Below are 21,738 nucleotides of genomic sequence, written 5' to 3'. Positions count from 1 at the left end.
CTGGCGGGCATATTGCCCGGCCATGGGTAAGCGAACGCGCGGACTGCGGATGGGTTCAATCCGCAATCCGCTAGCCCTTGTTAAGATTGCGATTCGCGGGATCGGAGCATCCCCGGCGCCACAAAGCCGATGGGGTCTACCCGCATGGCGCTCTGCTTCAGCTGGGATTGAATCTTTTCATATTCATGCTCCATTTCCGGCGTCACCGACGCGCGGGTTTCCTCCAGCGCCTCATTGAAATGCGCCTGCTCGACCCGCTCCACCGACAGGGATTTGCGCAGCGCGATCAGACCGGCGCGGCGGACCAGATCTTCCAGGTCCGCGCCCGTGAACCGCTCCGTCCGCTCCGCCAGATCGTCAAGGTCGACATCCTCACCCAGCGGCATCTTGCCGGTATGGATTGTCAGGATGCGCCTGCGCCCTGCCTTGTCGGGCACCGGGACATAGATGAGCTCGTCGAAGCGGCCCGGCCGCAGCAGCGCGGGGTCGATCAGCGTCGGCCGGTTGGTCGCGCCGATAACGATGACCGATTGCAGTTCCTCCAGCCCGTCCATTTCGGCAAGGATAGTGTTCACCACCCGCTCCGTCACCGCCGGTTCGCCAAGCCCCCCGCCACGCGCGGGGACAAGGCTGTCCAGCTCATCGATGAAGATGACCGTGGGCGCCACCTGCCGCGCTCGGGCGAACAGGCGTGCGATCTGCTGTTCGCTTTCGCCATACCATTTGGACAGCAGGTCGCTGGACTTGGTCGCGATGAAGTTCGCCTGCGCCTCCCGCGCGACCGCCTTGGCCAGCAGCGTCTTGCCGGTGCCGGGCGGGCCATAGAGGAGGAAGCCCTTTGCTGGACGGATGCCGATGCGGCGGAAAGCGTCGGGGTCCTTGAGCGGCAGCTCGACCCCCTCCTTGAGGCGCATCTGTGCCTCGTCCAGACCGCCAATGTCGGACCAGCCGATATTGGGCGCCTGCACCATCACCTCGCGCATGGCTGATGGCTGGACGCGCTTGATCGCCGCCATGAAGTCATCGCGGGTGACAGACAGTTCCTCCAGAACGTCCTGCGGGATGGTGCCTTCCTCAAGGTTGAGGCGCGGCATGAAGCGTCGTACCGCCTCGATCGCCGCCTCGCGGGTCAGGGCGGCGAGGTCAGCGCCGACAAAGCCATAGGTCATGCGCGCCAGTTCGCCGAGATCGACGCCTTCGGCCAGCGGCATACCGCGCGTGTGTATGCCCATGATCTCACGACGCCCGCGCTCGTCGGGAACGCCGACGATGATCTCACGGTCGAAGCGGCCGGGGCGGCGCAGTGCTTCATCAATCGCCTCGGGCCGGTTGGTGGCCGCGATGACGACCAGATTGGTGCGCGGCTCCAGCCCGTCCATCAGCGTCAGCAACTGCGCAACAAGCCGCTTTTCGGTCTCGCCAGTCACGCTGCCGCGCTTGGGCGCGATCGAATCGATCTCGTCTATGAACAGGATCGAGGGGGAGGACTTGGCCGCCGCCTCGAATATCTCGCGCAGCTGCTTTTCCGATTCGCCATAGGCCGAACCCATGATCTCCGGCCCATTGATCAGGAAGAACTCAGCCTCCGATTCATTGGCGACGGCGCGGGCGAGGCGCGTCTTGCCCGTACCCGGCGGGCCATGGAGCAACACGCCCTTGGGCGGGTCGACGCCCAGCCGTTCGAACAATTCAGGGTAGCGGAGCGGCAGCTCCACCATTTCGCGCAGTTGGTCGATCGCTTCAGCCATGCCGCCAACATCGTCATAGGTGACATCGGCGCGCCGGGACTCCTTGGGCTCCTCATATTCGGCGCGCAGGTCGATCTCGGTATCGGCGTCGATCTGCACGTACCCCTTGGGCGTCGTGGACACCACCACCAGCCTGATTTCCTGAAGCGCATAGGCGGGCGCGGCGAGCATCTGACGTAGCTGCGGGGGCATGTCGTTCGGCGGGACCTGCTGTTGGCCTGCCGTTGCAACGATGTCGCCAGCCGCGAGCGGACGCTGGAAGAAAACACGCTTCAGCGCTTCGGGATTGCCCTGAAGCCGGAGATTATTTTGTGCAGGCGCGAACACAACCCGTTGCGCGGGGCGAGGCTCGATCTTGGTTATATGCACGAAATCGCCCGATCCGACCCCCGCATTGGCGCGCTGCAACCCGTCGAGACGAAGGACATCGAGCCCCTCATCTTCCTTGTAAGGGCGGACCACGCGGGCAGGCGTCGACCGCTTCCCCGCAATCTCGATCACGTCGCCCTCGGACAGATGAAGTTCCGCCATCACCGCCAGCGGAATGCGCGCAAGCCCGCGTCCTGCGTCTTCGGGTCGCGCATTTGCTACCTGAATTCGGCGTTCCGCGCTTTCCTGTTCGGCCATTGCCATCCCCATTCTTGTCACTGCGTAACGAGATAGGAAACGCCAGTCGCCAAGGAAAGGGGCCAGCGATCATGACCGGCCGGGACAAAAAAAGGGCCGACCCGAAGGCCAGCCCGAAAAGTTTTAGGAGAGGATGCCTGAAAGGCCTTTCCTATGTGCGGTGCAGCATGATATTTTGCAATTGCGAAAAGAACGAGACAGTTGCAAAATTTGCATCTTACCGGTTGACGCTTTTTCATGCTGGTGAAAAGAGGATGACTTGGGATAGGCCGCTCAACCTTCGAAGCGTACCGATGACGCGTCGCAACAGAGTTATGGCTTAGCTACAGATCGATTATGCGCAGACTGCCGCCCCTTACCGCCCTTGAGGCCTTTGTTCAGGTAGCCCGTCTTGGCTCGGTCAAGGCTGCGGCTGAAGAACTGGCGCTGTCCACGCCCGCGCTCAGCCGCCGCGTTCAGGCGCTGGAACGATTTATTGGCCGCCCGTTGTTCGACCGCAAGCATCAGGCGCTGGAAATCAATGCCGATGGGCAGAAGCTGCTCGACGACATCGCGCCCGCGCTTGATTCGCTGAGCCAGGCGCTGGAGAATATTCAGAGCGGCGGCAACCAGCTTCGCCTGCGCCTCGCGGTGATGCCGCTGTTCGCGACGCAGCGGCTGTTCCCCCATCTGGGCGCGTTGCGGCAGAAGCATCCGCAATTGCACATCGACATCGAAACGACGCCGCATGCGGTCGCGCGGCTGGGCGAAGGGCTGGACGCCGCGATCGTGCTTGCGAAGGATATCGATCCGGCGCTCTATGCCCATGAGCTGGATCATGACGAAGTTTATCTAATCGGCCGCAAGGCGCTGCTCGAATCGCCGCAGAAGATCGCGACTCCCGCGGACCTGGCGGAGCACACCATCCTGCTTCATCGCGACATGAACCTTTCGTTCGAGGCGTGGAAGGAAGCGGTGGGGTTGCCGGACCTGCAGCCGCTGGCGATCGACAATTATGATTCGGGCCAGTTGATGCTGGAGGCGGCGGCGCAGGGTCTGGGCGTCGCGGTGATGCATGCGAGCCACTTCAAGGAAGCGGACGACGCACGGCTCGTTCGCCTGTTCCCCGAAACGCGGGTGGAAAGCCCCTACCGCTATTATTTCGTCTGTCGGCCACGCGCCTTGCAGACGCGCGCGGTGCGCATTTTCCGCGATTGGCTGATCGCGGCGGACATCTGACCGTCGCCAATATCGATGGCCTATCAGCGCCTTGGCGTTTTTTTGCCTCCCGCGCTCTTAACCTTAGTCAGTTCGATCCGTTATTACCGGCATGACTGGGGCATCATCATCCGCAAACCCGCAGCACGGCCTGGCCGATCGTCTGACTCGATGGGCTCGCGGCCTGTCGGGCAAACCGGACACAGAGGAAGAGACGGACGAAGCTGAACCCCAGCGCGCCCGTTCTGGCAGCACCGCGCATCGCGAGATCAATCGGCGGCGCAAGCTGTACGACGAGATCGGCAATTTCCTGTTCGCGCACGATCTTGACCTGACGCCGCTGAATTTCGGCGTTGCGCATGATTATCTGACCGGGTCGCAGATCGGCGTGGAAAAGGCGATCAGGGCGGTGCTGGCCGAGCGTGGCAAGATCAGCAACAGCTGGGTCGAAGAGATCGTGGCGGAGCAGCGCGGGGACGAGGTGACGCCCGAGGCGCTGTCCACGATGCTGGCGAAGGTCGAGGAGAATCTGTCCGAATTTACCGGTCTGATGACCGAATCGCGCAATTCCGCGAAGGACTATGGCGCGGCGCTACAGGAAGAGGTGAAGGGCCTTACCGCTGGCGCGAAGAATGAACCTGTCCTTGCGCGGCTGGTAGCCCTTACGCGGTCCATGGTCGAAAAGACCCGTCAGGTCGAAGGCCAACTACGCCAGAACCAGAAGCAGAATCATGCGCTGCGCTCCAGCCTCGCCAATGCGCGGCGGGCGGCCGAGCATGACCATCTGACGGGCCTGCCCAACCGGCGCGCGTTTGAAAGCACATTGCGCGAGGAGGTGGCGATGGCCCGGAAGGAAGGCCAGCCGCTGGCCGTCGCCTTCTGCGATATCGATCATTTCAAGGTGATCAACGATACGCACGGCCATGACACGGGCGACCGCGTGCTGAAGTTCGTCGCGGGGCTGCTGGCCAAGGCAAGCAACGACCAGTGCCATGTCGCGCGACATGGCGGCGAGGAATTCGTCATGCTGTTTCGCGGCAAGACGGCGGCGGAAGCGTGCGAGGCGGTGGACGATGTCCGGCGGGACCTCGCCACGCGCAGCCTGGTCAACCGCACCAATGGCGAGCGCATGGAGCGGGTGAGCTTTTCGGCGGGCGTTGCCAATGTGCTGGCCCATGACGACCCACGCGCGGCGCTGAAGGCGGCCGACCGGGCGTTGTATCTGGCCAAGGAGCATGGCCGGAACCGCGTCTATCTCGCGGTTGAGGGCGAATGACTCCCTAAAAATCCGGCTTTTCATAATGGGGCGGCGGGGTAATGACCTCCATGCGCTCCGACAGCAGGGGCCGGAAGGACGGGCGCGACTTGAAGCCTGCATACCAGCGCTTCACCGTCTCATGTCCAGCCCAGTCTATGCCGCCCAGATAGTCCGCGACTGAAAGGTGCGCGGCCGCCGCGATGTCGGCAAGGCTCATCGTGCCACCCGCCATCCAGCTGCGGTGATCGAGCAGATAATCCATATAATCCATATGGACATTGGCGCGCTTCATCGCCTCGCGCAGCACCCGCGCATCGGGTGGCGCGCGTTCGATCAGCCGTTTCTTCATCCGCTCATGCAGCAGCGGGCCGACGACGTCGCCGTAGAAATTCTGGTCGAAAAAGGCGACGAGCCGCCGCACCTCCGCCCGGCCCGCAGCCGTGCCGGAGATCAGCGGAAACTTTTCCACAGTCTCCTCGAAATATTCGCAGATCGCCTGGCTGTCGATCAGCGTCGATCCCTTTTCCTGATCGACCATGACGGGCGTCGTCCCGGCGGGGTTGAGATCCAGAAACTCGTCGCGCGCTTCCCAAGGCGATTCGCGCACAAGGTCATAGCCTATCCCCTTTTCGCCGAGCAGCAGGCGCACCTTGCGGGAGAAGGGACAAAGCGGGAATTGGAAGAGCTGCCACATGGCTTCCTGTTAAGCGGAGGCGGCGCCTGCGAAAAGCGGCAAATTGGGTGGTCACTCCTTTAATGCGCGGCAAAATGGTGGAAACTTTGGCGGCAGCGGAACGATCCGGGCTTCCGATGATCGCCTCTACCCTCTAGAGGGGCAGGCAACGCGCAGGAAAGGATACTCGATGTCTGACGATTTTTTCCCGGTATCCAAGGAATGGGCCGCTTCGGCGCTGCTCGACCGGGATGGGCGTGAGGCAGATTATCAGAGGTCGATCAACGAGCCGGCATCCTACTGGCTGGAGCGCGCAAAGCGCCTGGATTGGCTGACATTCCCCAGCAAAACCGACGAGAGCAGCTTCAACGAAGCGGATTTCGGCGTGAAATGGTTTGCCGATGGCGTGATTAACGTCAGCGCGAACTGCATCGACCGGCATCTTGCCGAGCGGGGCAACCAGACCGCGATCATCTGGGAACCTGACTCGCCGGATGCCGAGCCGCGCCGCTACACCTATGCTAAGGTGCATGAGGAAGTCTGCCGCTTCGCCAATGTGCTGAAAGCTGCGGGCGCGAAGAAGGGCGACCGCGTCACCGTCTATCTGCCGATGATCCCGGAGGCGGCGTTCGCCCTGCTCGCCTGTGCGCGGATCGGCGCGATCCATTCGGTCGTCTTTGGCGGCTTCTCGCCCGAGGCGCTGGCGGGACGGATCATCGATTGCGATTCCAACATCGTCATCACCGCCGACGAAGGCCGCCGCGCGGGCAGACAAGTGCCGCTCAAGGCCAATGTCGATGCCGCGCTTAAGGATTGCCCAAGCGTCAAAAAGGTCGTGGTGGTGCAGGCGACCGGCAGCGCCATCGCCATGCAGGAAGGCCGCGACCTGTGGCTGCATGAGGAAGCCGCGAAGGTCTCAGCCGACTGCGCGCCCGAGCCGATGAACGCGGAAGACCCGCTGTTCATCCTCTATACCTCGGGTTCGACCGGCAAGCCCAAGGGCGTGCTGCACACGACCGGCGGCTATCTGTTGTGGGCCAGCCTTACCCATGAGCTTTGCTTCGATTATCGCCCAGGTGACATCTACTGGTGCGCGGCGGACATCGGCTGGGTCACGGGACACAGCTATATCGTTTATGGCCCGCTGGCGAACGGCGCGACGACGCTGATGTATGAGGGCGTTCCCAACTATCCGACGCCCAGCCGCATCTGGGAAGTCGTGGACCGGCATCGGGTTCAGACGATCTTCACCGCGCCCACGGCCCTGCGCGCGCTGATGAAGGAGGGCGATGCCTTCGTCCACTCGACCAGCCGCAAGTCGCTGCGCCTGCTGGGCACCGTGGGCGAGCCGATCAACCCCGAGGCGTGGCGCTGGTATCATCATGTCGTGGGTGAGGATCGCTGCCCGATCATCGATACCTGGTGGCAGACGGAAACGGGCGCGGCGATGATCGCGCCGATGCCGGGGGCCACTGACCTGAAGCCGGGTTCGGCAACGCTGCCGATGCCGGGCGTGATCCCGCAGATCGTAGATAGCGAGGGGAAGGTGCAGGAAGGAGCGGCGGAGGGCAATCTGGTCATCGCCGGAAGCTGGCCGGGTCAGATGCGCACCGTCTGGGGCGATCATGAGCGCTTTTTCCAGACCTATTTCACCACATTCCCCGGCAAATATACGACCGGCGACGGCGCGCGCCGCGATGCGGACGGCTATTATTGGATCACCGGCCGCGTTGATGACGTCATCAACGTGTCGGGCCACCGCATGGGCACGGCCGAGGTGGAGAGCGCGCTGGTGCTGCACGAAGCGGTCGCCGAAGCGGCGGTGGTTGGCATGCCCCATGACATCAAGGGTCAGGGCATCTACGCCTATGTCACGCTGAACAGCGGCGAGGAGCCGAGCGAGGAATTGCGCAAGACGCTGATCGCCTGGGTCCGCACCGAGATCGGCCCGATCGCCACGCCCGACGTCATCCAGTTCGCCCCCGGCCTGCCCAAGACCCGCTCCGGCAAGATCATGCGCCGCATCCTGCGCAAGATCGCGGAAGGCGAGGTGTCGGCGCAGGCTCTGGGCGACACAAGCACCCTTGCCGATCCTTCGGTGGTGGATAATCTGGTCGCCAACCGTCACGGATAAAGCGCCAAGGATCAGGAGACGCCGGTGGAACGATACAGCCTGGTTGCCCGCACGTTGCATTGGGTCATGGCGATCCTGATCCTATTCAACCTGTGGCTGGGACTGGCGCATGACTCCCTGCCGCGCGATTGGCAGGTAATGCCGGTGCATAAATCGGTTGGCCTCACCGTGTTGGCGCTGGCGATCCTTCGGCTGGTCTGGCGTCTGACCCATCGGCAAACGCCTTTGCCTGAGGGTTTGCCCGCCTGGGAAAGGCTGGCCGCGAAGGTTACGCACTACACATTCTATGCGTTCATGCTGCTGGTGCCGCTGACCGGCTGGATCATGAGTTCGGCGGGGAAATGGCCGCTCAACTGGTTCTTCCTGTTCGATGTGCCGAAATTTGCGGTGACGAAGGATGACGCGATCGTTGGCTTTTCCGCCGAGGCGCACGAGATATTCGCCTTTGCCTGGATCGCGCTCCTCGTCCTGCATGTCGCGGCGGCGCTGCGCCATCACTTCATCCTGAAGGATGACGTGATGCGGCGGATGTGGGGGTAAGCTCTTCGTCGTCACCCAGCGAAAGCTGGGGTCCAAGCGAGATGCCAGTTTTCACTGGCATGACGGAAAAACTTAGACGAGTTCCCCGATCAGCAGCTTGGGCAGCGCGCCGGATTCGCCGCGTGCCTCCGCCATGAAGCGGTTCTTGAGCATCGGTGTGCGCTGTACGGCGGCGAGGCCGAAGCGGCGGACGGCTGAAGGAATGCGGCCGGGTACATCGAACAGCCGGACGAGACCGTCCATGGCGACGCTGACGGACATCGCGTCCAGCCCGCGCCAGCGCTGGTAGCGTGCCATCAACTGCGCGTCGCCCGGATCAAGGCCGAGGCGCATGCCATCGACAAGGACCTCCACCAACGCGGCGACGTCGCGGAAGCCGAGGTTCAGGCCCTGCCCGGCAATCGGATGGATCGCGTGCGCACTGTCACCGACCAGCGCCAGCCGAGTGTCGGTGATCCGCGCGGCATGGTGGAAGCCGAGCGGGTAGCTGGAACGCGGCCCGGCCAGCGATATTTCGCCCAGGAAACCGCCCATGCGCTTCTGTGCTTCGGCGAGCCATGCCCGCTCGGACAATTTCAGCATCACCGGCGCCTGCTCGGTCGGCACGGTCCACACGATCGCCGATCGCGTGCCCGGCAGCATCGGCAGCAGCGCGAAAGGGCCACCGGGATAGAAAATCTCGTAGGCCGTGTTGGCATGCGGCACCTCATGATCGATCGCCGTCACCATGGCGGTATGCTTATATTGCCAGCGGGTTGTGCGGATGCCCGCAGCTTCGCGCGTCGGGCTGTTCCGGCCCTCGGCGGCCACCAGAAGCGCGCCGTGCAGGACCTGCCCACTGGCGAGCGTCAGGCTGACGCCATCGGCATTGCGATCGACATGGATGGCGCGGTCTGGCTGGAAGCGGGTGAGATTTTCCGCTTTCTCCGCTGCCTGAGCCAGGGCGACGCGCAGGTCGCGATTAGGGAACATGATCCCCATGACCCCATCGTCGGCATCGGGTGCGAAGTCGAGCGCACCGGGCTCCAGCCCGTCGCTGACCCAGATGCGGTCGATGGGGCAGCCCTTCCCTTCCAGCAATGCGGCAACACCGATCGCGGACAGCATCGCATGGCTGGTCGAGGAAATGGCCGAGACGCGCCCGTCGAAACCGACTGCGCTGGTTTCGACCGGATCAGCAGGATCGATGACGGCGCAGCGCACCCCATGACCGGAAAGCGCGATGCCCAGGGTCAGCCCGACAAGGCCCCCGCCCAAGATGACGACATCAAAACGTTGCATGCAAGCTATCTAGGCGCTTGGCGGCCGATTGGGAAGCGTGACAAACCCCGATCAAAGAGTGCTGAGTCACATTGGTTCGCGCAGAGGCGCAGAGGACGCAGAGGTTTTTTCCCTCTCTGCGATCTCTGCGCCTCTGCGCGAATAATCTATCCACATCCCCCGTTCGGGAGTGAGCGGTTCGCTGCCTTAAATCTTGCGCACCCAACCAGCGGGGTCCGCCACCGTCCCGCGCTGGATACCGGTCAGCTCGGCGCGCAGGGCTTCGGTCACGATGCCGCCGTCGCCATTGCCGATGGTGAAGTCGCCATCGACGCTCTTCACCGTGCCGATCGCCGTCACGACCGCCGCCGTGCCGCAGGCGAACGCTTCGCGCAGCTTGCCGCTGGCCGCATCGTCGCGCCACTGCGCAAAGCTATAGGGTTCTTCGCGCACATCATGCCCCTTGGCGCGGGCGAGGGTGATGATGCTGTTGCGGGTAATGCCGGGCAGGATCGTGCCCGATAGCGGCGGGGTGACGATCGACCCGTCATCCATCACGAAGAAGACGTTCATGCCGCCCAGTTCCTCGACCCACTTATGCTCCGCGGCGTCGAGGAAGACGACCTGATCGCAGCCATGTCTGGTCGCTTCGGACTGCGCGACCAAGCTGGCGGCATAATTGCCGCCGCACTTGGCAGCGCCCGTGCCGCCCTTTGCCGCGCGGGTAAAATGTTCTGACACCCAGAGCGTGACGGCCTTCTTGCCGCCCTTGAAATAGGCGCCAGCGGGCGAGGCGATGACGCAGAAGATATATTCGGCCGCCGGGCGGACGCCCAGAAAGCTCTCGCTCGCGAACATGAAGGGGCGCAGATAGAGGCTGCCTTCGCCGGTGGGTATCCACGCGGCGTCGATCTTCACCAGTTCCTCGACAGCCTCCAGGAAAATGTCTTCGGGCAGGACAGGCATCGCCATGCGTTCCGCCGATTCGGCGAAGCGGCGGGCATTTTCTTCCGGGCGGAACATGGCGATGCTGCCATCCTCAAGCCGGTAGGCCTTCATGCCTTCGAAGATTTCCTGGGCGTAATGCAGCACGGCGCAGGCGGGATCGAGTTGGAACGGCTCACGCGGGCCGACGGCATGGCTGTGCCACCCCTGCCCCTCGGTATAGCGGATCGTCACCATATGATCGGTGAACAGGCGGCCAAAGCCAGGGTCCTCCAGCATTACCGCGCGCTGGTCAGCCGCCACAGCCTTGCTGCTCGGGTTGACGGTAAAGCGCGACTTCTGCTGGACGTCCATGATCAATGCTCCTCTAGTAGGACCGGCCGCCTATGTCACAAACGGCTGGCCGAAACAATGGGTCATGATTACTGTCCAATTTGTTCCGGTTTCGAAAGGGCCGCTCGCCACCTGCTGGCATCTTGGCGGCGGGCGGCGGCGCGCTTATGCCCTCAACCATGCACTTCTTTTCGGACAATGCGACCCCGGTCTGCCCGCAAGTAATGGCGGCGATGGCGGCGGCTGATCTGGCTGACCACGGCTATGATGGCGACGCGTGGAGCGCGCGGATGGATGGCGCCTTTTCGGATCTGTTCGGCGCCCCGGTTCGCGCGCTGTGGGTGGCGACCGGCACGGCGGCGAACAGCATCGCGCTTGCCTGCCTCTGCCCGCCCTATGGCGGCATCCTGTGTCATGAAGAATCGCACATCATGGTCGATGAATGTGGCGCCCCGGGCTTTTACACCCATGGTGCGAGCCTGATGAGCTTGCCGGGAAATGGCGCGAAGCTCTCGCCTGACACGCTGACCGAACGACTGCAGGGGATACGGCCGGATGTGCATCAAATTCCGGCCCGTGCGATCAGCATCACCCAGGCCAGCGAATATGGCCGCGTCTATACGCCGGAGGAGGTCGCCGCGATCGGGGATGTGGCGCGGGGCCACGGCCTTGGCCTGCACATGGACGGCGCCCGCTTTGCCAATGCCGTGGCGCATCTGGGTTGCCATCCGGGTGATGTGTCTTGGAGGGCTGGTGTCGATGTGCTGACCTTCGGCTGCGTCAAGAATGGCGGCATGGTGGGCGAAGCGCTGCTCTTGTTCGGGCCACAAGCGGATGCGCGTGCGGCCGAAGCGGCACGATGGCGCAAGCGCGGCGGGCATTTGCTTTCCAAAGGCCGCTATCTTGCCGCGCAGATATTGGCGATGCTGGAGGATGACCTGTGGCTGACCAACGCCCGCGCCGCCAATGCCGCCGCTGCCGCGCTGGCGGGGGCTGTGCCGGATCGACTGCTCCACGCCGTGGAAGCCAATGAGTTGTTCATCCGCCTCTCTCCTGCCGAAGCTGCCAGCCTGCGCGCGCAAGGCTTCGATTTTTACGACTGGGGCGAAGGGGCTGCGCGTCTCGTTACCAACTGGGCACAGGATGCTGCGGCGGTCCAGCCACTCGCCGATGCTCTTAAGGCTCTGGCATGAGCGGATCGTCCGAGGCGCGGGGCGGCGTCATCCTGCCCTTCCTGCTCGTCACGCTGATCTGGAGTTCGACCTGGATCGTCATTCGCGATCAGCTGGGCGCGGTGCCGCCGAGCTGGTCGGTCTGCTACCGCTTCCTGCTGGGCGCGGCGGGCATGGCGCTATTCGCGATGATCCGCCGGGTACCCTTGCGGTTGCCGCCAGCGGGGATCGCCTTTGCGGGCGCATTAGGCGTGGCGCAATTCGTGCTCAACTTCAACTTCGTCTATCGGGCAGAACATTATCTGACCTCCGGCGTCGTCGCGACGGTCTATGCGCTGCTGCTGATCCCCAACAGCGTCCTTGCTTGGATCGCCTTTCGCCAGCCGGTCAGCCGCGTCTTCGTGCTGGGGTCGCTGGTGGCGATTGCGGGGATCATGCTATTGCTGCTCCGCGAATATCGCGCTGCCCCGATGTCTGCTGAAGCCGTGCTGATCGGCATCGCGCTCAGCGTCGCGGGATTGCTCAGCGCGTCCACGGCGAATGTCATGCAGGGAATGCAGATCGCCCGCCGCCTGCCGATGGCGGCGGTGCTCACCTGGGGCATGCTGATCGGCAGCGCGCTCGATGCGGCTTATGCGTGGGCAACCGTGGGGCCGCCGGTCATCGAGTGGCGCGCGGGTTATCTGTTCGGCATCGCTTGGCTAGGCATTGCGGGGTCGGTGGTGACCTTCCCGCTCTATTTCCAGCTTATTCAGCGAGTTGGACCGGGGCGGGCCGCTTATAGCAGCGTACTTATTCCCGTTATCGCCATGCTGATTTCCACGCTGTTCGAGGATTATCGCTGGTCCACGCTGAGCGCGGTAGGCGCGGTGCTCGCGGTGGCTGGCATGGTGATCGCGCTGCGGGCGAAGACGGCGTAAGGCTGTTTCTATCACCCCAACCGTTCGGGCTGAGCCTGTCGAAGCCCTTCCCTTCTCCAAGAACAAGTAGAACCCTTCGACAGGCTCAGGTGGGACGGGAACGGGAGGAAGCGATGCTTGCTTCCCGATCGACTACTTAACGGCGAACCCGCGGCTCATAATGACGCTTCGCCGCATTTACCCGGTCGATCAGGCTGGCGAGCGATTGCGGCGCGGGATTGGCGGTTTCGGGCACCGCCAGGCGGCTCATGCGCTGGCTGAGCGCGGCGAAGTTGCGGTCGATCCGTTCCATGGCGAGAAGTCCTTGGCGTAAGCTGTGGGACCATCCATGGGGCGCTTTGGTTAACGCCGCGTAAGCGATGCGGTGACCCGAGTCATTCCGCCCCGGCAAGGCAGGCGGCAAGGCCTTCGCGATAGGTGGGGTAGCGCGGCGCCCAGCCCAGCAACCGCTTGGTCCGGCCGTTCGCGACGCGCCGATTTTCCGCATAGAAGGATAGCGCCATGGGCGACAGTTGCGCCTCCTCCAGCGTCAACAGCGGTGGCAGCGGTGCGCCCAGCATGGCGCAGGCCGCCTCGATCAAGCGGTTCTGCGCGCAGGGCAGGTCGTCGGCCAGATTATAGGTGCCCGGCGGCCCGTCGAAGGAGGCGATGATGCCGCTCACGATGTCATCGACATGGGCGCGGCTGAAAATCTGATCGGGCAGGTCGATCCGGTGCGCCTTGCCTTCGCGTACACGCTCGATCGCCGACCGGCCCGGACCATAGATGCCTGGCAGGCGGAAACAGCTCATGTCCTCGCGAAGCCCGCGCCAGTCGCTGTCCGCTTGCACTCGCGCCGCGCGGCGGCCCGAGCCGATGGGGCTCGCTTCGTCCACCCAGGCGCCCGCAGCATCGCCGTAAACGCTGGTCGAGGACAGATAGCCGCTCCAGAGGGCCGGGGCGGCAGCGATCGACGCGCCATAGCGGGTGAGCACAGGGTCGGCCTCGCCTTCCGGAGGGACGGAAGAGAGGATGTGGGTCGCTTTGGCGATGCTGGCGCGCACGGCATCGTCGTCATCGAAGGCTATTGCCTCGCAATCGGAGATCCGGCGCACGCCTGTCACCTCCCACCCCTCGCCGCGCAGTCGGGCGGCAAGGCGGGAGGCGGTGTAGCCCATGCCAAGGATCAGCATGTGGGGGATCGCGGGGTCCCTCCCGAACTAGACCGTGAAGCTTTCGCCGCAGCCGCAGCTGCCCTTGGCATTGGGATTGTTGAAGACGAACCCTGCGGTGAAGTCATCCTCCACCCAGTCCATCGTCGATCCCACCAGATAGAGGACCGACGCGCCGTCAATGTAGAAGGTGCCCCCGGGCGTTTTGATCTTTTCATCGAACTTCGCTTCCTCGGTCACATAGTCCACCGAATATGCAAGGCCCGAGCAGCCGCGGCGTGGCGTGGACAGCTTGACGCCGATCGCCCCTTCGGGAGCCTGGCGCATCAGGTCGGCGATGCGCGCTTCCGCGTTGGGCGTCAGGATGACAGCGGCGGGCCGGGCACGGGTCTTGGTGGTCGTCTCGGTCATTCTTCGTTCTCCTCCCCTCCCGCTGGCGGGAGGGTCAGGGTTCCGCGCGAAGCTCGCTGCGCTCGCGCCCACCCCTTGGTCCCCTCCCACCTGCGGGAGGGGAGATGGTTATAGCATCCCCAGTTCGAGCTTGGCTTCGTCGCTCATCTTCTGCGGGTCCCATGGCGGGTCCCAGACCAGATTGACCTGCGCATCGCCCACGCCCGGCACCGCGCCGACGCGCAGTTCGACTTCACCCGGCATGGATTCGGCCACCGGGCAATGCGGTGTGGTGAGCGTCATCGTGACGACGACATGGCCGTCCTCGGTGACGTCGACGCCGTAGATCAGGCCGAGGTCATAGATGTTCACCGGGATTTCCGGGTCGTAAATTTCCTTCAGCGCATCGATGACGCCGTCATAAAGGCTGCCGCCCGGCTCACCCACAGGCGTTTGCGCGGGCTTCTGTGCAAGGAAGCCGTCCAGATAGTCGCGCTGGCGCGGCGCGGCATCCGCTGCCGCCTCCTCCACGCGCGCTTTGGGCGGTGCGTTCACGGCGTCCACCTCTTCCACCAGAATCTGCCGTTCCCCGGAATTTGCCTCAGTCATTGGCGAAGATCTTCCTCACTCGCTCTATGCCCTTGACGAGGGCATAGACATCGCCCTCATCGCTATAAATGCCGAAACTTGCCCGGGCCGTCGCTTCGACGCCCAGATGGCGCATCAGCGGCTGGGCGCAATGATGCCCGGCGCGGATCGCAACACCCGTTTCGTCCAATATGGTGCCGACATCGTGCGGATGCACCCCCTCGACTTCGAAGGAGAGGATGCCCGCGCTGTCCTCCGGGCCAAAAACGCGCACGCTGTTCAGGCTCTCCAGCGCCACCCGCGCCTTGGCCACCAGCATGCATTCATGGGCATGGATCGCGTCGAGCCCGATCGCCTGCACATAGTCGATAGCGGCGGACAGGCCGACGACACCGGTGATATGCGGCGTCCCCGCCTCGAACCGGGTCGGTGCAGGGGCGTAGGTGGTCTTTTCGAAGGTCACCTTGTCGATCATCGACCCGCCACCCTGATAGGGCGGGATGGCGTCGAGCAGTTCCTTGCGGCCCCACAGCACGCCAATGCCGGTCGGGCCGTAAAGCTTGTGCGCGGAAAAGACGTAGAAATCGCAATCGAGCGCCTGCACATCCACGGCAAGGCGGGGCACGGCCTGGCAACCGTCGATCAGGATTTTGGCGCCAACGCTGTGCGCGATGTCAACCGCACGGCGGACGTCAAGGACGCTGCCCAGCACGTTCGACACATGGGCCAGCGCGACCATCTTGTGCGCGGGCGTGATCATCGCCTGCATGGCGTCCAGGTCGATCTGGCCGTCGGCGGTGAGCGGCACGACGTCAATCGCTGCGCCAACCCGTTCGGCGACGATCTGCCAGGGCACGATATTGCTATGATGCTCCAGCATCGACAGCAGGATGCGGTTGCCTGCCTTTAGCTGCGTTCCGGCCCAGCTGTGCGCGACGAGGTTGATGCCCTCAGTCGCGCCACGGACGTAGACGATCTCGCTATCGGATGCCGCGCCGATGAACTGGGCAACCTTGCGGCGGGCGGCTTCATAGGCCAGCGTCATGTTGGCAGAGCGCTCATAGACGCCGCGATGGACGGTCGCATAGTCGGGGCCATAAGCGCGGGCGATGACGTCGATGACGGCGTTGGGCTTCTGCGCGGTGGCGGCGCTGTCCAGATAGTGCCAGCTGCCGACACCGGGGAAGTCATCGCGCAACCGCAAAACGCCGTTCGGTTGTTGTGTCTGGTCGGTCATACCAGCGTCTCCAGCTTGGCGATCGCTGCGGCTTCGAGGCTGTCCTTAACCGCCTCATCGGCCACGTCGTCGAACACGCCAGCGACGAAAGCCTTCAGCAGCAGCGTCTTGGCGGTGGCCGGGTCCATGCCCCGGCTCGCCATGTAGAACAGCGCCTGACGATCCAGTTCACCCACGGTCGCGCCATGGGCGCATTTCACGTCGTCGGCGTAGATTTCCAGTTCGGGCTTGGCATTGGCCGTGGCGGTGCGGTCGAGCAGCATCGCCTTTATCGACTGGAAAGCGTCCGTCCGCTGCGCATCGCGCGCGACGTTGATGGAGCCGAGATAGCTGCCTGTTGCGCGTTGGCCGAGGATCGAGCGGATCGTCTGCCCGCTGGTCGCGTCCGGCTCGGCATGGGTGACTTTGGTGATGATCTCCAGCACCTGATCCCCGCCGCCGATGATCGCGCCGTTCAGTTCGAAATGGCTCCCCTTGCCCAGCGTCACCGCGAAGGTAACGCGGCCCAACTTGCCGCCGATGTTGAGCACATGAAAATCGCAGCGCGCGCCGTCCGCGATGGTGATGACATAATCATGCACCGCCACCGCGCCCTCGCTCGCATCCTGCAACAGATGGTGGCGCGACGTTTGTCCGGTCGCGACATCGATCCGCGTCGGCGCGGGCGTCGGCCAGATGGTGGCCACAGCTTCCAGATCGCTGTAGCGCCATTCTTCCGCCTTGCGCGTGGGAAGGGTGAGCGTCGTCACGCCGCAACCACCTCCGCATAGCCTTCGCGCTCCAGTTCCAGCGCGAGTTCGGGGCCGCCCAACTTCACGATCCGGCCGCCAGCCAGCACATGGACATAGTCCGGCTTCACATAATCGAGCAGGCGCTGATAGTGGGTTATCAGCAGCACCGCCTTGTCGGGCTTGCGCATGATGGCGTTGATGCCCGCGCCCACGATCTTCAGTGCGTCGATGTCGAGGCCGGAGTCCGTTTCGTCGAGGATCGCCAGCTTGGGATCGAGGATGCCCATCTGCACCATTTCCGCGCGCTTCTTCTCGCCGCCCGAAAAGCCGACATTCACCGGACGCTTCAGCATCTCCATGTCGAGGCCCAGCAGCGCTGCCTTTTCCTTGGCGAGCTTGATGAACTCGCCGCCGTTCAGTTCCTTCTCGCCGCGCGCGCGGCGCTGCGAATTGAGGCTCTCGCGCAGGAATTGGAGGTTGGACACGCCGGGGATTTCGACGGGATACTGGAAGCCCAGGAACAGCCCAGCAGCGGCGCGCTCATGGGGGTCCATGCTGAACAAGTTCACACCGTCCAGAGACGCCGTGCCGCCGGTCACTTCATAGTTTGGACGGCCGCCGAGCGTGTAGGCCAGCGTGGATTTCCCCGCGCCGTTCGGCCCCATGATCGCGTGGATCTCGCCCGCCTTGATGGAGAGCGACAGGCCCTTCAGGATCGCCTTGCCGTCGATTTCGTTGGTCAGGTTCTCAATCGTCAGCATTGGTTATCCCTTATGCGCGCGCTGAAGCGTCCGCGCGGTCCAGAAGGCCATGTCGCGCACATCGCCCGGCGCGGGGAACAGCGTGTCGATGTGGCGCTTGATCGGCATATAGGGCCACCAGTCGGCGCCAGGCTCGGGCGAACCCTTTTCCAGCAGCCCGGTCACGAACTCCGTCACCGGCCCCATGCGGGCGAGGTTGGGCGCTTTCGCCTTGTGGAAGGCCTTATCGGTCCTCAGCTTCTCGGTGAAGGCTACGTCGCCCTTCTCCAGCGCGGCGCGGCATTCGGCCTGATAGGCGTCGAGGTCGCCGAAATCCTTGGCGGCGCGGGCCTGAAGCTCGCCCTCTTCCAGCTCATAATCCTCCGTCAGGATGCGGATCGCGGCGGTCCATGACTGGCCATTGCTCACGTCCTCCGCGAAATCGGCGAGGGCATCCTGGATATCGTCTTCGTCGCTCAAGAGTGGGCTTCCTCTGAAAGCCCCTTCCCTTCAGGGGAGGGGTTGGGGTGGGGGCTGTGCCAGCGATCCGGCGCGCCGTCCAAGATGGCCAGCAACCGTTCGCACACGCCTTCAATATTTGTCATCACGTCATGGTTTGAGAAGCGCACGACTTGATAGCCGAGTTGCGCCAGCCGCTGGTCACGTGCTGTATCCGACCCCTCTGAGTGGGTGTCGCCATCGATTTCGACTGTCAGCGCCTTCTGTGGGCACAGGAAGTCGGCGATGCTTGCGCCGATCACAGACTGCCGGCGGAATTTTTGATCGCCGAGTTGAGACCGAGAGAGTTTCGCCCAACGGCGCTTTTCAGGCTCTGTCGGCTCACGACGCAGCTCGCGGGCGAAGCCGTCCCACTGAGCGAGGTGCCCAGCCGACAGCCCCCACCCCCGGCCCCTCCCCTGAAGGGGAGGGGAGTTCAGGCGGCGTGCTTCATCGCTGACGCTCAAGCCGCTCCCCTTCAGGGGAGGGGTTGGGGTGGGGTTATGCCTCAACCGACCGAACCCTCCAGCGAAATGCCCAGCAGCTTCTGCGCCTCGACGGCGAACTCCATCGGCAACTGTTGCAGCACTTCCTTGGCGAACCCGTTCACGATCAACGACACGGCGCTTTCCTGATCCAGTCCGCGCTGCATTGCGTAGAAGAGCTGGTCGTCGCTGATCTTGCTGGTCGTCGCCTCATGCTCGATCTGCGCCGAGGGGTTGCGCACCTCGATATAGGGCACGGTGTGCGCGCCGCACTGGTCGCCCAGCAGCAGGCTGTCGCACTGGGTGAAGTTACGCACGCCCTCCGCGCCGGGAGCCACGCGGACGAGGCCGCGATAGGTGTTGTTCGAGCGGCCCGCGCTGATGCCCTTCGACACGATGGTGGAGCGCGAGCCCTTGCCATTGTGGATCATCTTGGTGCCGGTGTCGGCCTGCTGCATATTATTGGTCAGCGCCACGGAGTAGAACTCGCCGACGCTATTCTCGCCGTTCAGCACGCAGCTGGGATATTTCCAGGTGATGGCGGAGCCGGTTTCCACCTGGGTCCAGCTGACCTTCGAATTGCGCCCCTGACAGAGCGCCCGCTTGGTCACGAAATTATAGATGCCACCCTTGCCATTCTCGTCGCCCGGATACCAGTTCTGCACGGTCGAATATTTGATCTCCGCATCGTCCAGCGCGACCAGTTCGACCACGGCGGCGTGCAGCTGATTCTCGTCCCGCATCGGTGCCGTGCAGCCTTCGAGATAGGAGACATAGCTCCCCTCGTCCGCGACGATCAGCGTGCGCTCGAACTGCCCCGTATTCTCCGCATTGATGCGGAAATAGGTGGAAAGCTCCATCGGGCAGCGCACGCCCTTGGGGATGTAGACGAACGTCCCATCCGAAAAGACCGCGCAGTTGAGCGTGGCGAAATAATTGTCGTGCATCGGCACGACCTTCCCCAGCCACTTCTTCACGAGGTCGGGATATTCGCGCACCGCTTCGCTGATCGAACGGAAGATGACGCCCGCTTCCTCCAGCTCCTTGCGGAAGGTGGTGGCGACGGACACGGAGTCGAATACGGCATCGACAGCGACCTTCCGGCTACCCTTCACCCCCGCCAGCATCTCCTGCTCGGCGATGGGGATGCCCAGCTTCTGATAGGTGGCGAGGATTTCGGGATCGACCTGATCCAGCGAGTCCAGCTCTGCCTTCTTTTTCGGCTCGGCGTAATAATAGGCGTCCTGATAGTCGATCGGCGGAATGTTGAGCTTGGCCCAGTCCGGCGACTCCATCTTCTGCCACATGGCGAAGGCTTTCAGCCGCCAGTCCAGCAGCCATTCCGGCTCCTTCTTCTTGGCGGAGATGAAGCGGACGGTATCCTCATTCAGGCCCTTGGGCGCGAAGTCCTGCTCGATGGCCGATGACCAGCCATGTTCATAGGCAGAGGCACGCTCGGCGGCCTCATGCGCTTCCAGATTGCGAACAGTGATCGTCTCTTCGGTCATGCCATTTCTCGTGTCAGGCCAATTCTCGGGTCAAACTGGCGATCGTCACCCCGGCCAAGGCGGATCGTATCGCATTGTTCGCGACATTCATGTGCGGGCGTACGCGGCAGCCATGTTCCAGCGTGCAATCATGGGCGCCCTGTTCGGCGCAGGCGGTCATGGCGATCGGCCCTTCCACCGCTTCCACGACATCCACCAAGGTGATCGCCGCCGCAGGTCGGGCGAGCCGCACGCCGCCGCCCGTTCCGCGACTTGATTCCAGCAGCCCCGCAGCCGAGAGACGGCTCACCAGCTTTTGCGCGGTGGGCAGCGGGATGCCGGTTTCGCTGGCAAGCGTGGTCGCATTCATCTTTGCCGCTCCGCAATGGCGCGCAGCGGCGGACATCAGCACCACGGCATAATCTGCGAAACTCGAAAGTCTCATCGTTGGCAAGCGTCCCGGTTGCGAACCATTCTCAAATCGGATCGAATCAATCCGATTGCGCATGTGGTCGCGCGGGCGCGTGGAATCAAGCCATTTCTATGAGTCCGCTCGTCTCAGCTGAAACGGTTCAGCACCGCCACGTCCGCACCCAGCGAGCGCCGCAGCAGGGTAAGCTGTGCCACGGCCGTCGGTTCGGTCTGCAACTGGTGCGGGGTCAAGCCGATGAAATGCTTGATCTCGCGGATGAAGTGCGACTGGTCGTAGAAGCGGCCATCCTCGCATAATTCCTGCCAGCTATGCTGGTCCAGCGCGATGCGCGCACTGCATCGCAGCGCCCGATATTTCCGCGCCAGCAGCTTGGGCGGGCAGCCATAATAGCGATTGGTCAGCCGGGCGAGTTGGCGCGGTGACAACCCCGTTCGCTCCACCAGCGCTTCAATTCGGGGCGATCCTTCCCCCATCAGCCATGCATCTATGGATTCCAGCAATTGCCAGGTCGAAATGGGCAAGGGTTTCACCAATTGTCCCAGAACAGACCAGCAATGGGCAGCTATGGCCTCCGGGTCACGCATGGTCGCCAGGCTGGCCCGAAGCGCGGCCATCGCTCCCTTTTTCTCAGGGGCCATGTCCCGTACACGATCGGCAAGCGCGTTGGCGTCGCCGCCGTCCAGGCTGACCCACCCGGCCGGGAGCAACGACACGCCCACGACGCAGGCGGGTCCATCCAGTTCAAACCGGGTCGCGCCGAGGGTCGGGCCTAGCAGGCATATATCCGGTGTGGCCTCCACCGTTCCATCATGGAAATGGTAGCTTCCTGTCCCTTGCACCATGAACCGCAACTGGGGAACGTCGGCACGTGTCACATCCAGATAGCGGTCAGCGCTTTCGGTGAAGAGGTAAACCGAGCCGAAATAGGCCCGCAGATGTTCGGGCGGCGCGAAATAGCTTAATCGAACCGGACCTTGAGCCGCTTCCACCATATAGGAAAGCGACGGGTCTCCGTCCTTTTCCCTGCCATTTGGCACCCCCCCGGATGCACTGTCGCGATGCGGCCCCATATTCACCCCACCAGCGCACTATGATGCTTCTTCGCGCCCGCGCAAGAGCGATACTGAGGAAACCACCGATTTTTCCGAACGGCTTCGAAAAAAAATGGCCCGGCGGTTTTACCCGCCGGGC

Annotated in this window: 22 protein-coding genes; 6 read left to right on the top strand and 16 right to left on the bottom strand. The window is 63.5% G+C overall.

The window, feature by feature from the left end:
* Positions 1-80: 80 nt before the first annotated feature.
* On the bottom strand, positions 81-2,375 hold the full coding sequence (locus tag ACZ5TH_RS11940) for a CDC48 family AAA ATPase (protein ID WP_464794048.1): 2,295 nt from the start codon (positions 2,373-2,375) through the stop codon (positions 81-83).
* Positions 2,376-2,711: 336 nt separating this feature from the next.
* Here ACZ5TH_RS11940 and ACZ5TH_RS11935 point away from each other — a divergent pair, with 336 nt between their 5' ends.
* Both ACZ5TH_RS11935 and ACZ5TH_RS11930 read left to right on the top strand, forming a co-directional pair.
* Positions 2,712-3,593, top strand: a complete 882-nt coding sequence (locus ACZ5TH_RS11935) for a LysR substrate-binding domain-containing protein (RefSeq protein WP_449470721.1) — start codon at positions 2,712-2,714, stop codon at positions 3,591-3,593.
* Between the two features lie 91 nt (positions 3,594-3,684).
* Positions 3,685-4,848 carry a GGDEF domain-containing protein gene (locus ACZ5TH_RS11930; protein WP_464794047.1) on the top strand — a complete coding sequence of 388 codons (1,164 nt, stop codon included), beginning with the start codon at positions 3,685-3,687 and terminating at the stop codon, positions 4,846-4,848.
* 4 nt (positions 4,849-4,852) lie between these two features.
* Here ACZ5TH_RS11930 and ACZ5TH_RS11925 read toward each other — a convergent pair whose 3' ends face one another.
* Positions 4,853-5,524 carry a glutathione S-transferase family protein gene (locus ACZ5TH_RS11925; RefSeq protein ID WP_196225035.1) on the bottom strand — a complete coding sequence of 224 codons (672 nt, stop codon included), beginning with the start codon at positions 5,522-5,524 and terminating at the stop codon, positions 4,853-4,855.
* 169 nt (positions 5,525-5,693) lie between these two features.
* On the opposite strand from ACZ5TH_RS11925, the gene acs reads away from it, so the two are divergent.
* Positions 5,694-7,637 carry an acetate--CoA ligase gene (gene acs, locus ACZ5TH_RS11920; RefSeq protein ID WP_464794046.1) on the top strand — a complete coding sequence of 648 codons (1,944 nt, stop codon included), beginning with the start codon at positions 5,694-5,696 and terminating at the stop codon, positions 7,635-7,637.
* Between the two features lie 24 nt (positions 7,638-7,661).
* Positions 7,662-8,177 (top strand): cytochrome b, encoded by a 516-nt coding sequence (locus ACZ5TH_RS11915; protein ID WP_449470716.1) that lies wholly within the window; start codon positions 7,662-7,664, stop codon positions 8,175-8,177.
* Positions 8,178-8,249: 72 nt separating this feature from the next.
* On the opposite strand, the gene ACZ5TH_RS11910 is transcribed toward ACZ5TH_RS11915, so the two are convergent.
* Positions 8,250-9,458, bottom strand: coding sequence for an FAD-dependent monooxygenase (locus ACZ5TH_RS11910; protein WP_464771631.1), 1,209 nt, complete (start codon positions 9,456-9,458; stop codon positions 8,250-8,252).
* Positions 9,459-9,644: 186 nt separating this feature from the next.
* Positions 9,645-10,736: a branched-chain amino acid aminotransferase gene (locus ACZ5TH_RS11905; RefSeq protein WP_464794045.1), complete on the bottom strand. Its 1,092-nt coding sequence runs from the start codon at positions 10,734-10,736 to the stop codon at positions 9,645-9,647.
* Between the two features lie 158 nt (positions 10,737-10,894).
* Here ACZ5TH_RS11905 and ACZ5TH_RS11900 point away from each other — a divergent pair, with 158 nt between their 5' ends.
* Both ACZ5TH_RS11900 and ACZ5TH_RS11895 read left to right on the top strand, forming a co-directional pair.
* Positions 10,895-11,908 carry a threonine aldolase family protein gene (locus ACZ5TH_RS11900; RefSeq protein WP_464794044.1) on the top strand — a complete coding sequence of 338 codons (1,014 nt, stop codon included), beginning with the start codon at positions 10,895-10,897 and terminating at the stop codon, positions 11,906-11,908.
* Positions 11,905-12,807 (top strand): DMT family transporter, encoded by a 903-nt coding sequence (locus ACZ5TH_RS11895; RefSeq protein ID WP_464794043.1) that lies wholly within the window; start codon positions 11,905-11,907, stop codon positions 12,805-12,807. Before ACZ5TH_RS11900 ends, ACZ5TH_RS11895 begins: the two co-directional genes overlap by 4 nt.
* A 136-nt stretch (positions 12,808-12,943) precedes the next feature.
* Here ACZ5TH_RS11895 and ACZ5TH_RS11890 read toward each other — a convergent pair whose 3' ends face one another.
* The 12 genes from ACZ5TH_RS11890 to ACZ5TH_RS11835 form a co-directional block, all read right to left on the bottom strand.
* Positions 12,944-13,099: a hypothetical protein gene (locus ACZ5TH_RS11890; protein ID WP_464794042.1), complete on the bottom strand. Its 156-nt coding sequence runs from the start codon at positions 13,097-13,099 to the stop codon at positions 12,944-12,946.
* Between the two features lie 82 nt (positions 13,100-13,181).
* Positions 13,182-13,988: a Rossmann-fold NAD(P)-binding domain-containing protein gene (locus ACZ5TH_RS11885; protein WP_464795108.1), complete on the bottom strand. Its 807-nt coding sequence runs from the start codon at positions 13,986-13,988 to the stop codon at positions 13,182-13,184.
* Between the two features lie 18 nt (positions 13,989-14,006).
* The gene (locus tag ACZ5TH_RS11880) at positions 14,007-14,369 is read right to left on the bottom strand and encodes a HesB/IscA family protein (protein WP_464794041.1); all 363 of its coding nucleotides are present in this window, start codon (positions 14,367-14,369) and stop codon (positions 14,007-14,009) included.
* A 108-nt stretch (positions 14,370-14,477) separates the two neighbouring features.
* Positions 14,478-14,957 (bottom strand): SUF system Fe-S cluster assembly protein, encoded by a 480-nt coding sequence (locus ACZ5TH_RS11875; RefSeq protein ID WP_449470706.1) that lies wholly within the window; start codon positions 14,955-14,957, stop codon positions 14,478-14,480.
* Positions 14,950-16,173 (bottom strand): cysteine desulfurase, encoded by a 1,224-nt coding sequence (locus ACZ5TH_RS11870; protein WP_464794040.1) that lies wholly within the window; start codon positions 16,171-16,173, stop codon positions 14,950-14,952. The genes ACZ5TH_RS11875 and ACZ5TH_RS11870 overlap by 8 nt, the downstream gene beginning before the upstream one ends.
* The gene (locus ACZ5TH_RS11865) at positions 16,170-16,922 is read right to left on the bottom strand and encodes a SufD family Fe-S cluster assembly protein (protein ID WP_464794039.1); all 753 of its coding nucleotides are present in this window, start codon (positions 16,920-16,922) and stop codon (positions 16,170-16,172) included. The genes ACZ5TH_RS11870 and ACZ5TH_RS11865 overlap by 4 nt, the downstream gene beginning before the upstream one ends.
* Positions 16,919-17,665: a Fe-S cluster assembly ATPase SufC gene (gene sufC / locus ACZ5TH_RS11860; RefSeq protein WP_464794038.1), complete on the bottom strand. Its 747-nt coding sequence runs from the start codon at positions 17,663-17,665 to the stop codon at positions 16,919-16,921. The genes ACZ5TH_RS11865 and sufC overlap by 4 nt, the downstream gene beginning before the upstream one ends.
* A 3-nt stretch (positions 17,666-17,668) precedes the next feature.
* Positions 17,669-18,124: a hypothetical protein gene (locus tag ACZ5TH_RS11855; protein ID WP_464794037.1), complete on the bottom strand. Its 456-nt coding sequence runs from the start codon at positions 18,122-18,124 to the stop codon at positions 17,669-17,671.
* Complete coding sequence (locus ACZ5TH_RS11850; RefSeq protein ID WP_464794036.1) at positions 18,121-18,609, bottom strand: endonuclease domain-containing protein; 489 nt, start codon at positions 18,607-18,609, stop codon at positions 18,121-18,123. Before ACZ5TH_RS11850 ends, ACZ5TH_RS11855 begins: the two co-directional genes overlap by 4 nt.
* 41 nt (positions 18,610-18,650) lie before the next feature.
* A complete protein-coding gene (gene sufB / locus ACZ5TH_RS11845) occupies positions 18,651-20,135 on the bottom strand; it encodes a Fe-S cluster assembly protein SufB (protein ID WP_464794035.1) in 1,485 nt (494 codons plus the stop codon).
* Between the two features lie 13 nt (positions 20,136-20,148).
* The gene (locus ACZ5TH_RS11840) at positions 20,149-20,559 is read right to left on the bottom strand and encodes an RrF2 family transcriptional regulator (RefSeq protein WP_449470695.1); all 411 of its coding nucleotides are present in this window, start codon (positions 20,557-20,559) and stop codon (positions 20,149-20,151) included.
* A 113-nt stretch (positions 20,560-20,672) separates the two neighbouring features.
* Positions 20,673-21,617: a helix-turn-helix domain-containing protein gene (locus tag ACZ5TH_RS11835; RefSeq protein WP_449470693.1), complete on the bottom strand. Its 945-nt coding sequence runs from the start codon at positions 21,615-21,617 to the stop codon at positions 20,673-20,675.
* Positions 21,618-21,738 lie beyond the last annotated feature (121 nt).

The organism is Sphingobium sp. TomTYG73 (assembly GCF_055394245.1).
This window is presented reverse-complemented; position numbering and strand designations above follow the sequence as displayed.

What these genes read in the sequence shown, in the direction of transcription:
- ACZ5TH_RS11940 (WP_464794048.1), bottom strand. Translation starts at nt 2,375, where the DNA reads ATGGCCGAACAGGAAAGCGCGGAACGCCGAATTCAGGTAGCAAATGCG.
- ACZ5TH_RS11935 (WP_449470721.1), top strand. Translation starts at nt 2,712, where the DNA reads ATGCGCAGACTGCCGCCCCTTACCGCCCTTGAGGCCTTTGTTCAGGTA.
- ACZ5TH_RS11930 (WP_464794047.1), top strand. Translation starts at nt 3,685, where the DNA reads ATGACTGGGGCATCATCATCCGCAAACCCGCAGCACGGCCTGGCCGAT.
- ACZ5TH_RS11925 (WP_196225035.1), bottom strand. Translation starts at nt 5,524, where the DNA reads ATGTGGCAGCTCTTCCAATTCCCGCTTTGTCCCTTCTCCCGCAAGGTG.
- acs (WP_464794046.1), top strand. Translation starts at nt 5,694, where the DNA reads ATGTCTGACGATTTTTTCCCGGTATCCAAGGAATGGGCCGCTTCGGCG.
- ACZ5TH_RS11910 (WP_464771631.1), bottom strand. Translation starts at nt 9,458, where the DNA reads ATGCAACGTTTTGATGTCGTCATCTTGGGCGGGGGCCTTGTCGGGCTG.
- ACZ5TH_RS11905 (WP_464794045.1), bottom strand. Translation starts at nt 10,736, where the DNA reads ATGGACGTCCAGCAGAAGTCGCGCTTTACCGTCAACCCGAGCAGCAAG.
- ACZ5TH_RS11900 (WP_464794044.1), top strand. Translation starts at nt 10,895, where the DNA reads ATGCACTTCTTTTCGGACAATGCGACCCCGGTCTGCCCGCAAGTAATG.
- ACZ5TH_RS11895 (WP_464794043.1), top strand. Translation starts at nt 11,905, where the DNA reads ATGAGCGGATCGTCCGAGGCGCGGGGCGGCGTCATCCTGCCCTTCCTG.
- ACZ5TH_RS11890 (WP_464794042.1), bottom strand. Translation starts at nt 13,099, where the DNA reads ATGGAACGGATCGACCGCAACTTCGCCGCGCTCAGCCAGCGCATGAGC.
- ACZ5TH_RS11880 (WP_464794041.1), bottom strand. Translation starts at nt 14,369, where the DNA reads ATGACCGAGACGACCACCAAGACCCGTGCCCGGCCCGCCGCTGTCATC.
- ACZ5TH_RS11875 (WP_449470706.1), bottom strand. Translation starts at nt 14,957, where the DNA reads ATGACTGAGGCAAATTCCGGGGAACGGCAGATTCTGGTGGAAGAGGTG.
- ACZ5TH_RS11870 (WP_464794040.1), bottom strand. Translation starts at nt 16,173, where the DNA reads ATGACCGACCAGACACAACAACCGAACGGCGTTTTGCGGTTGCGCGAT.
- sufC (WP_464794038.1), bottom strand. Translation starts at nt 17,665, where the DNA reads ATGCTGACGATTGAGAACCTGACCAACGAAATCGACGGCAAGGCGATC.
- sufB (WP_464794035.1), bottom strand. Translation starts at nt 20,135, where the DNA reads ATGACCGAAGAGACGATCACTGTTCGCAATCTGGAAGCGCATGAGGCC.
- ACZ5TH_RS11840 (WP_449470695.1), bottom strand. Translation starts at nt 20,559, where the DNA reads ATGAGACTTTCGAGTTTCGCAGATTATGCCGTGGTGCTGATGTCCGCC.
- ACZ5TH_RS11835 (WP_449470693.1), bottom strand. Translation starts at nt 21,617, where the DNA reads ATGGGGCCGCATCGCGACAGTGCATCCGGGGGGGTGCCAAATGGCAGG.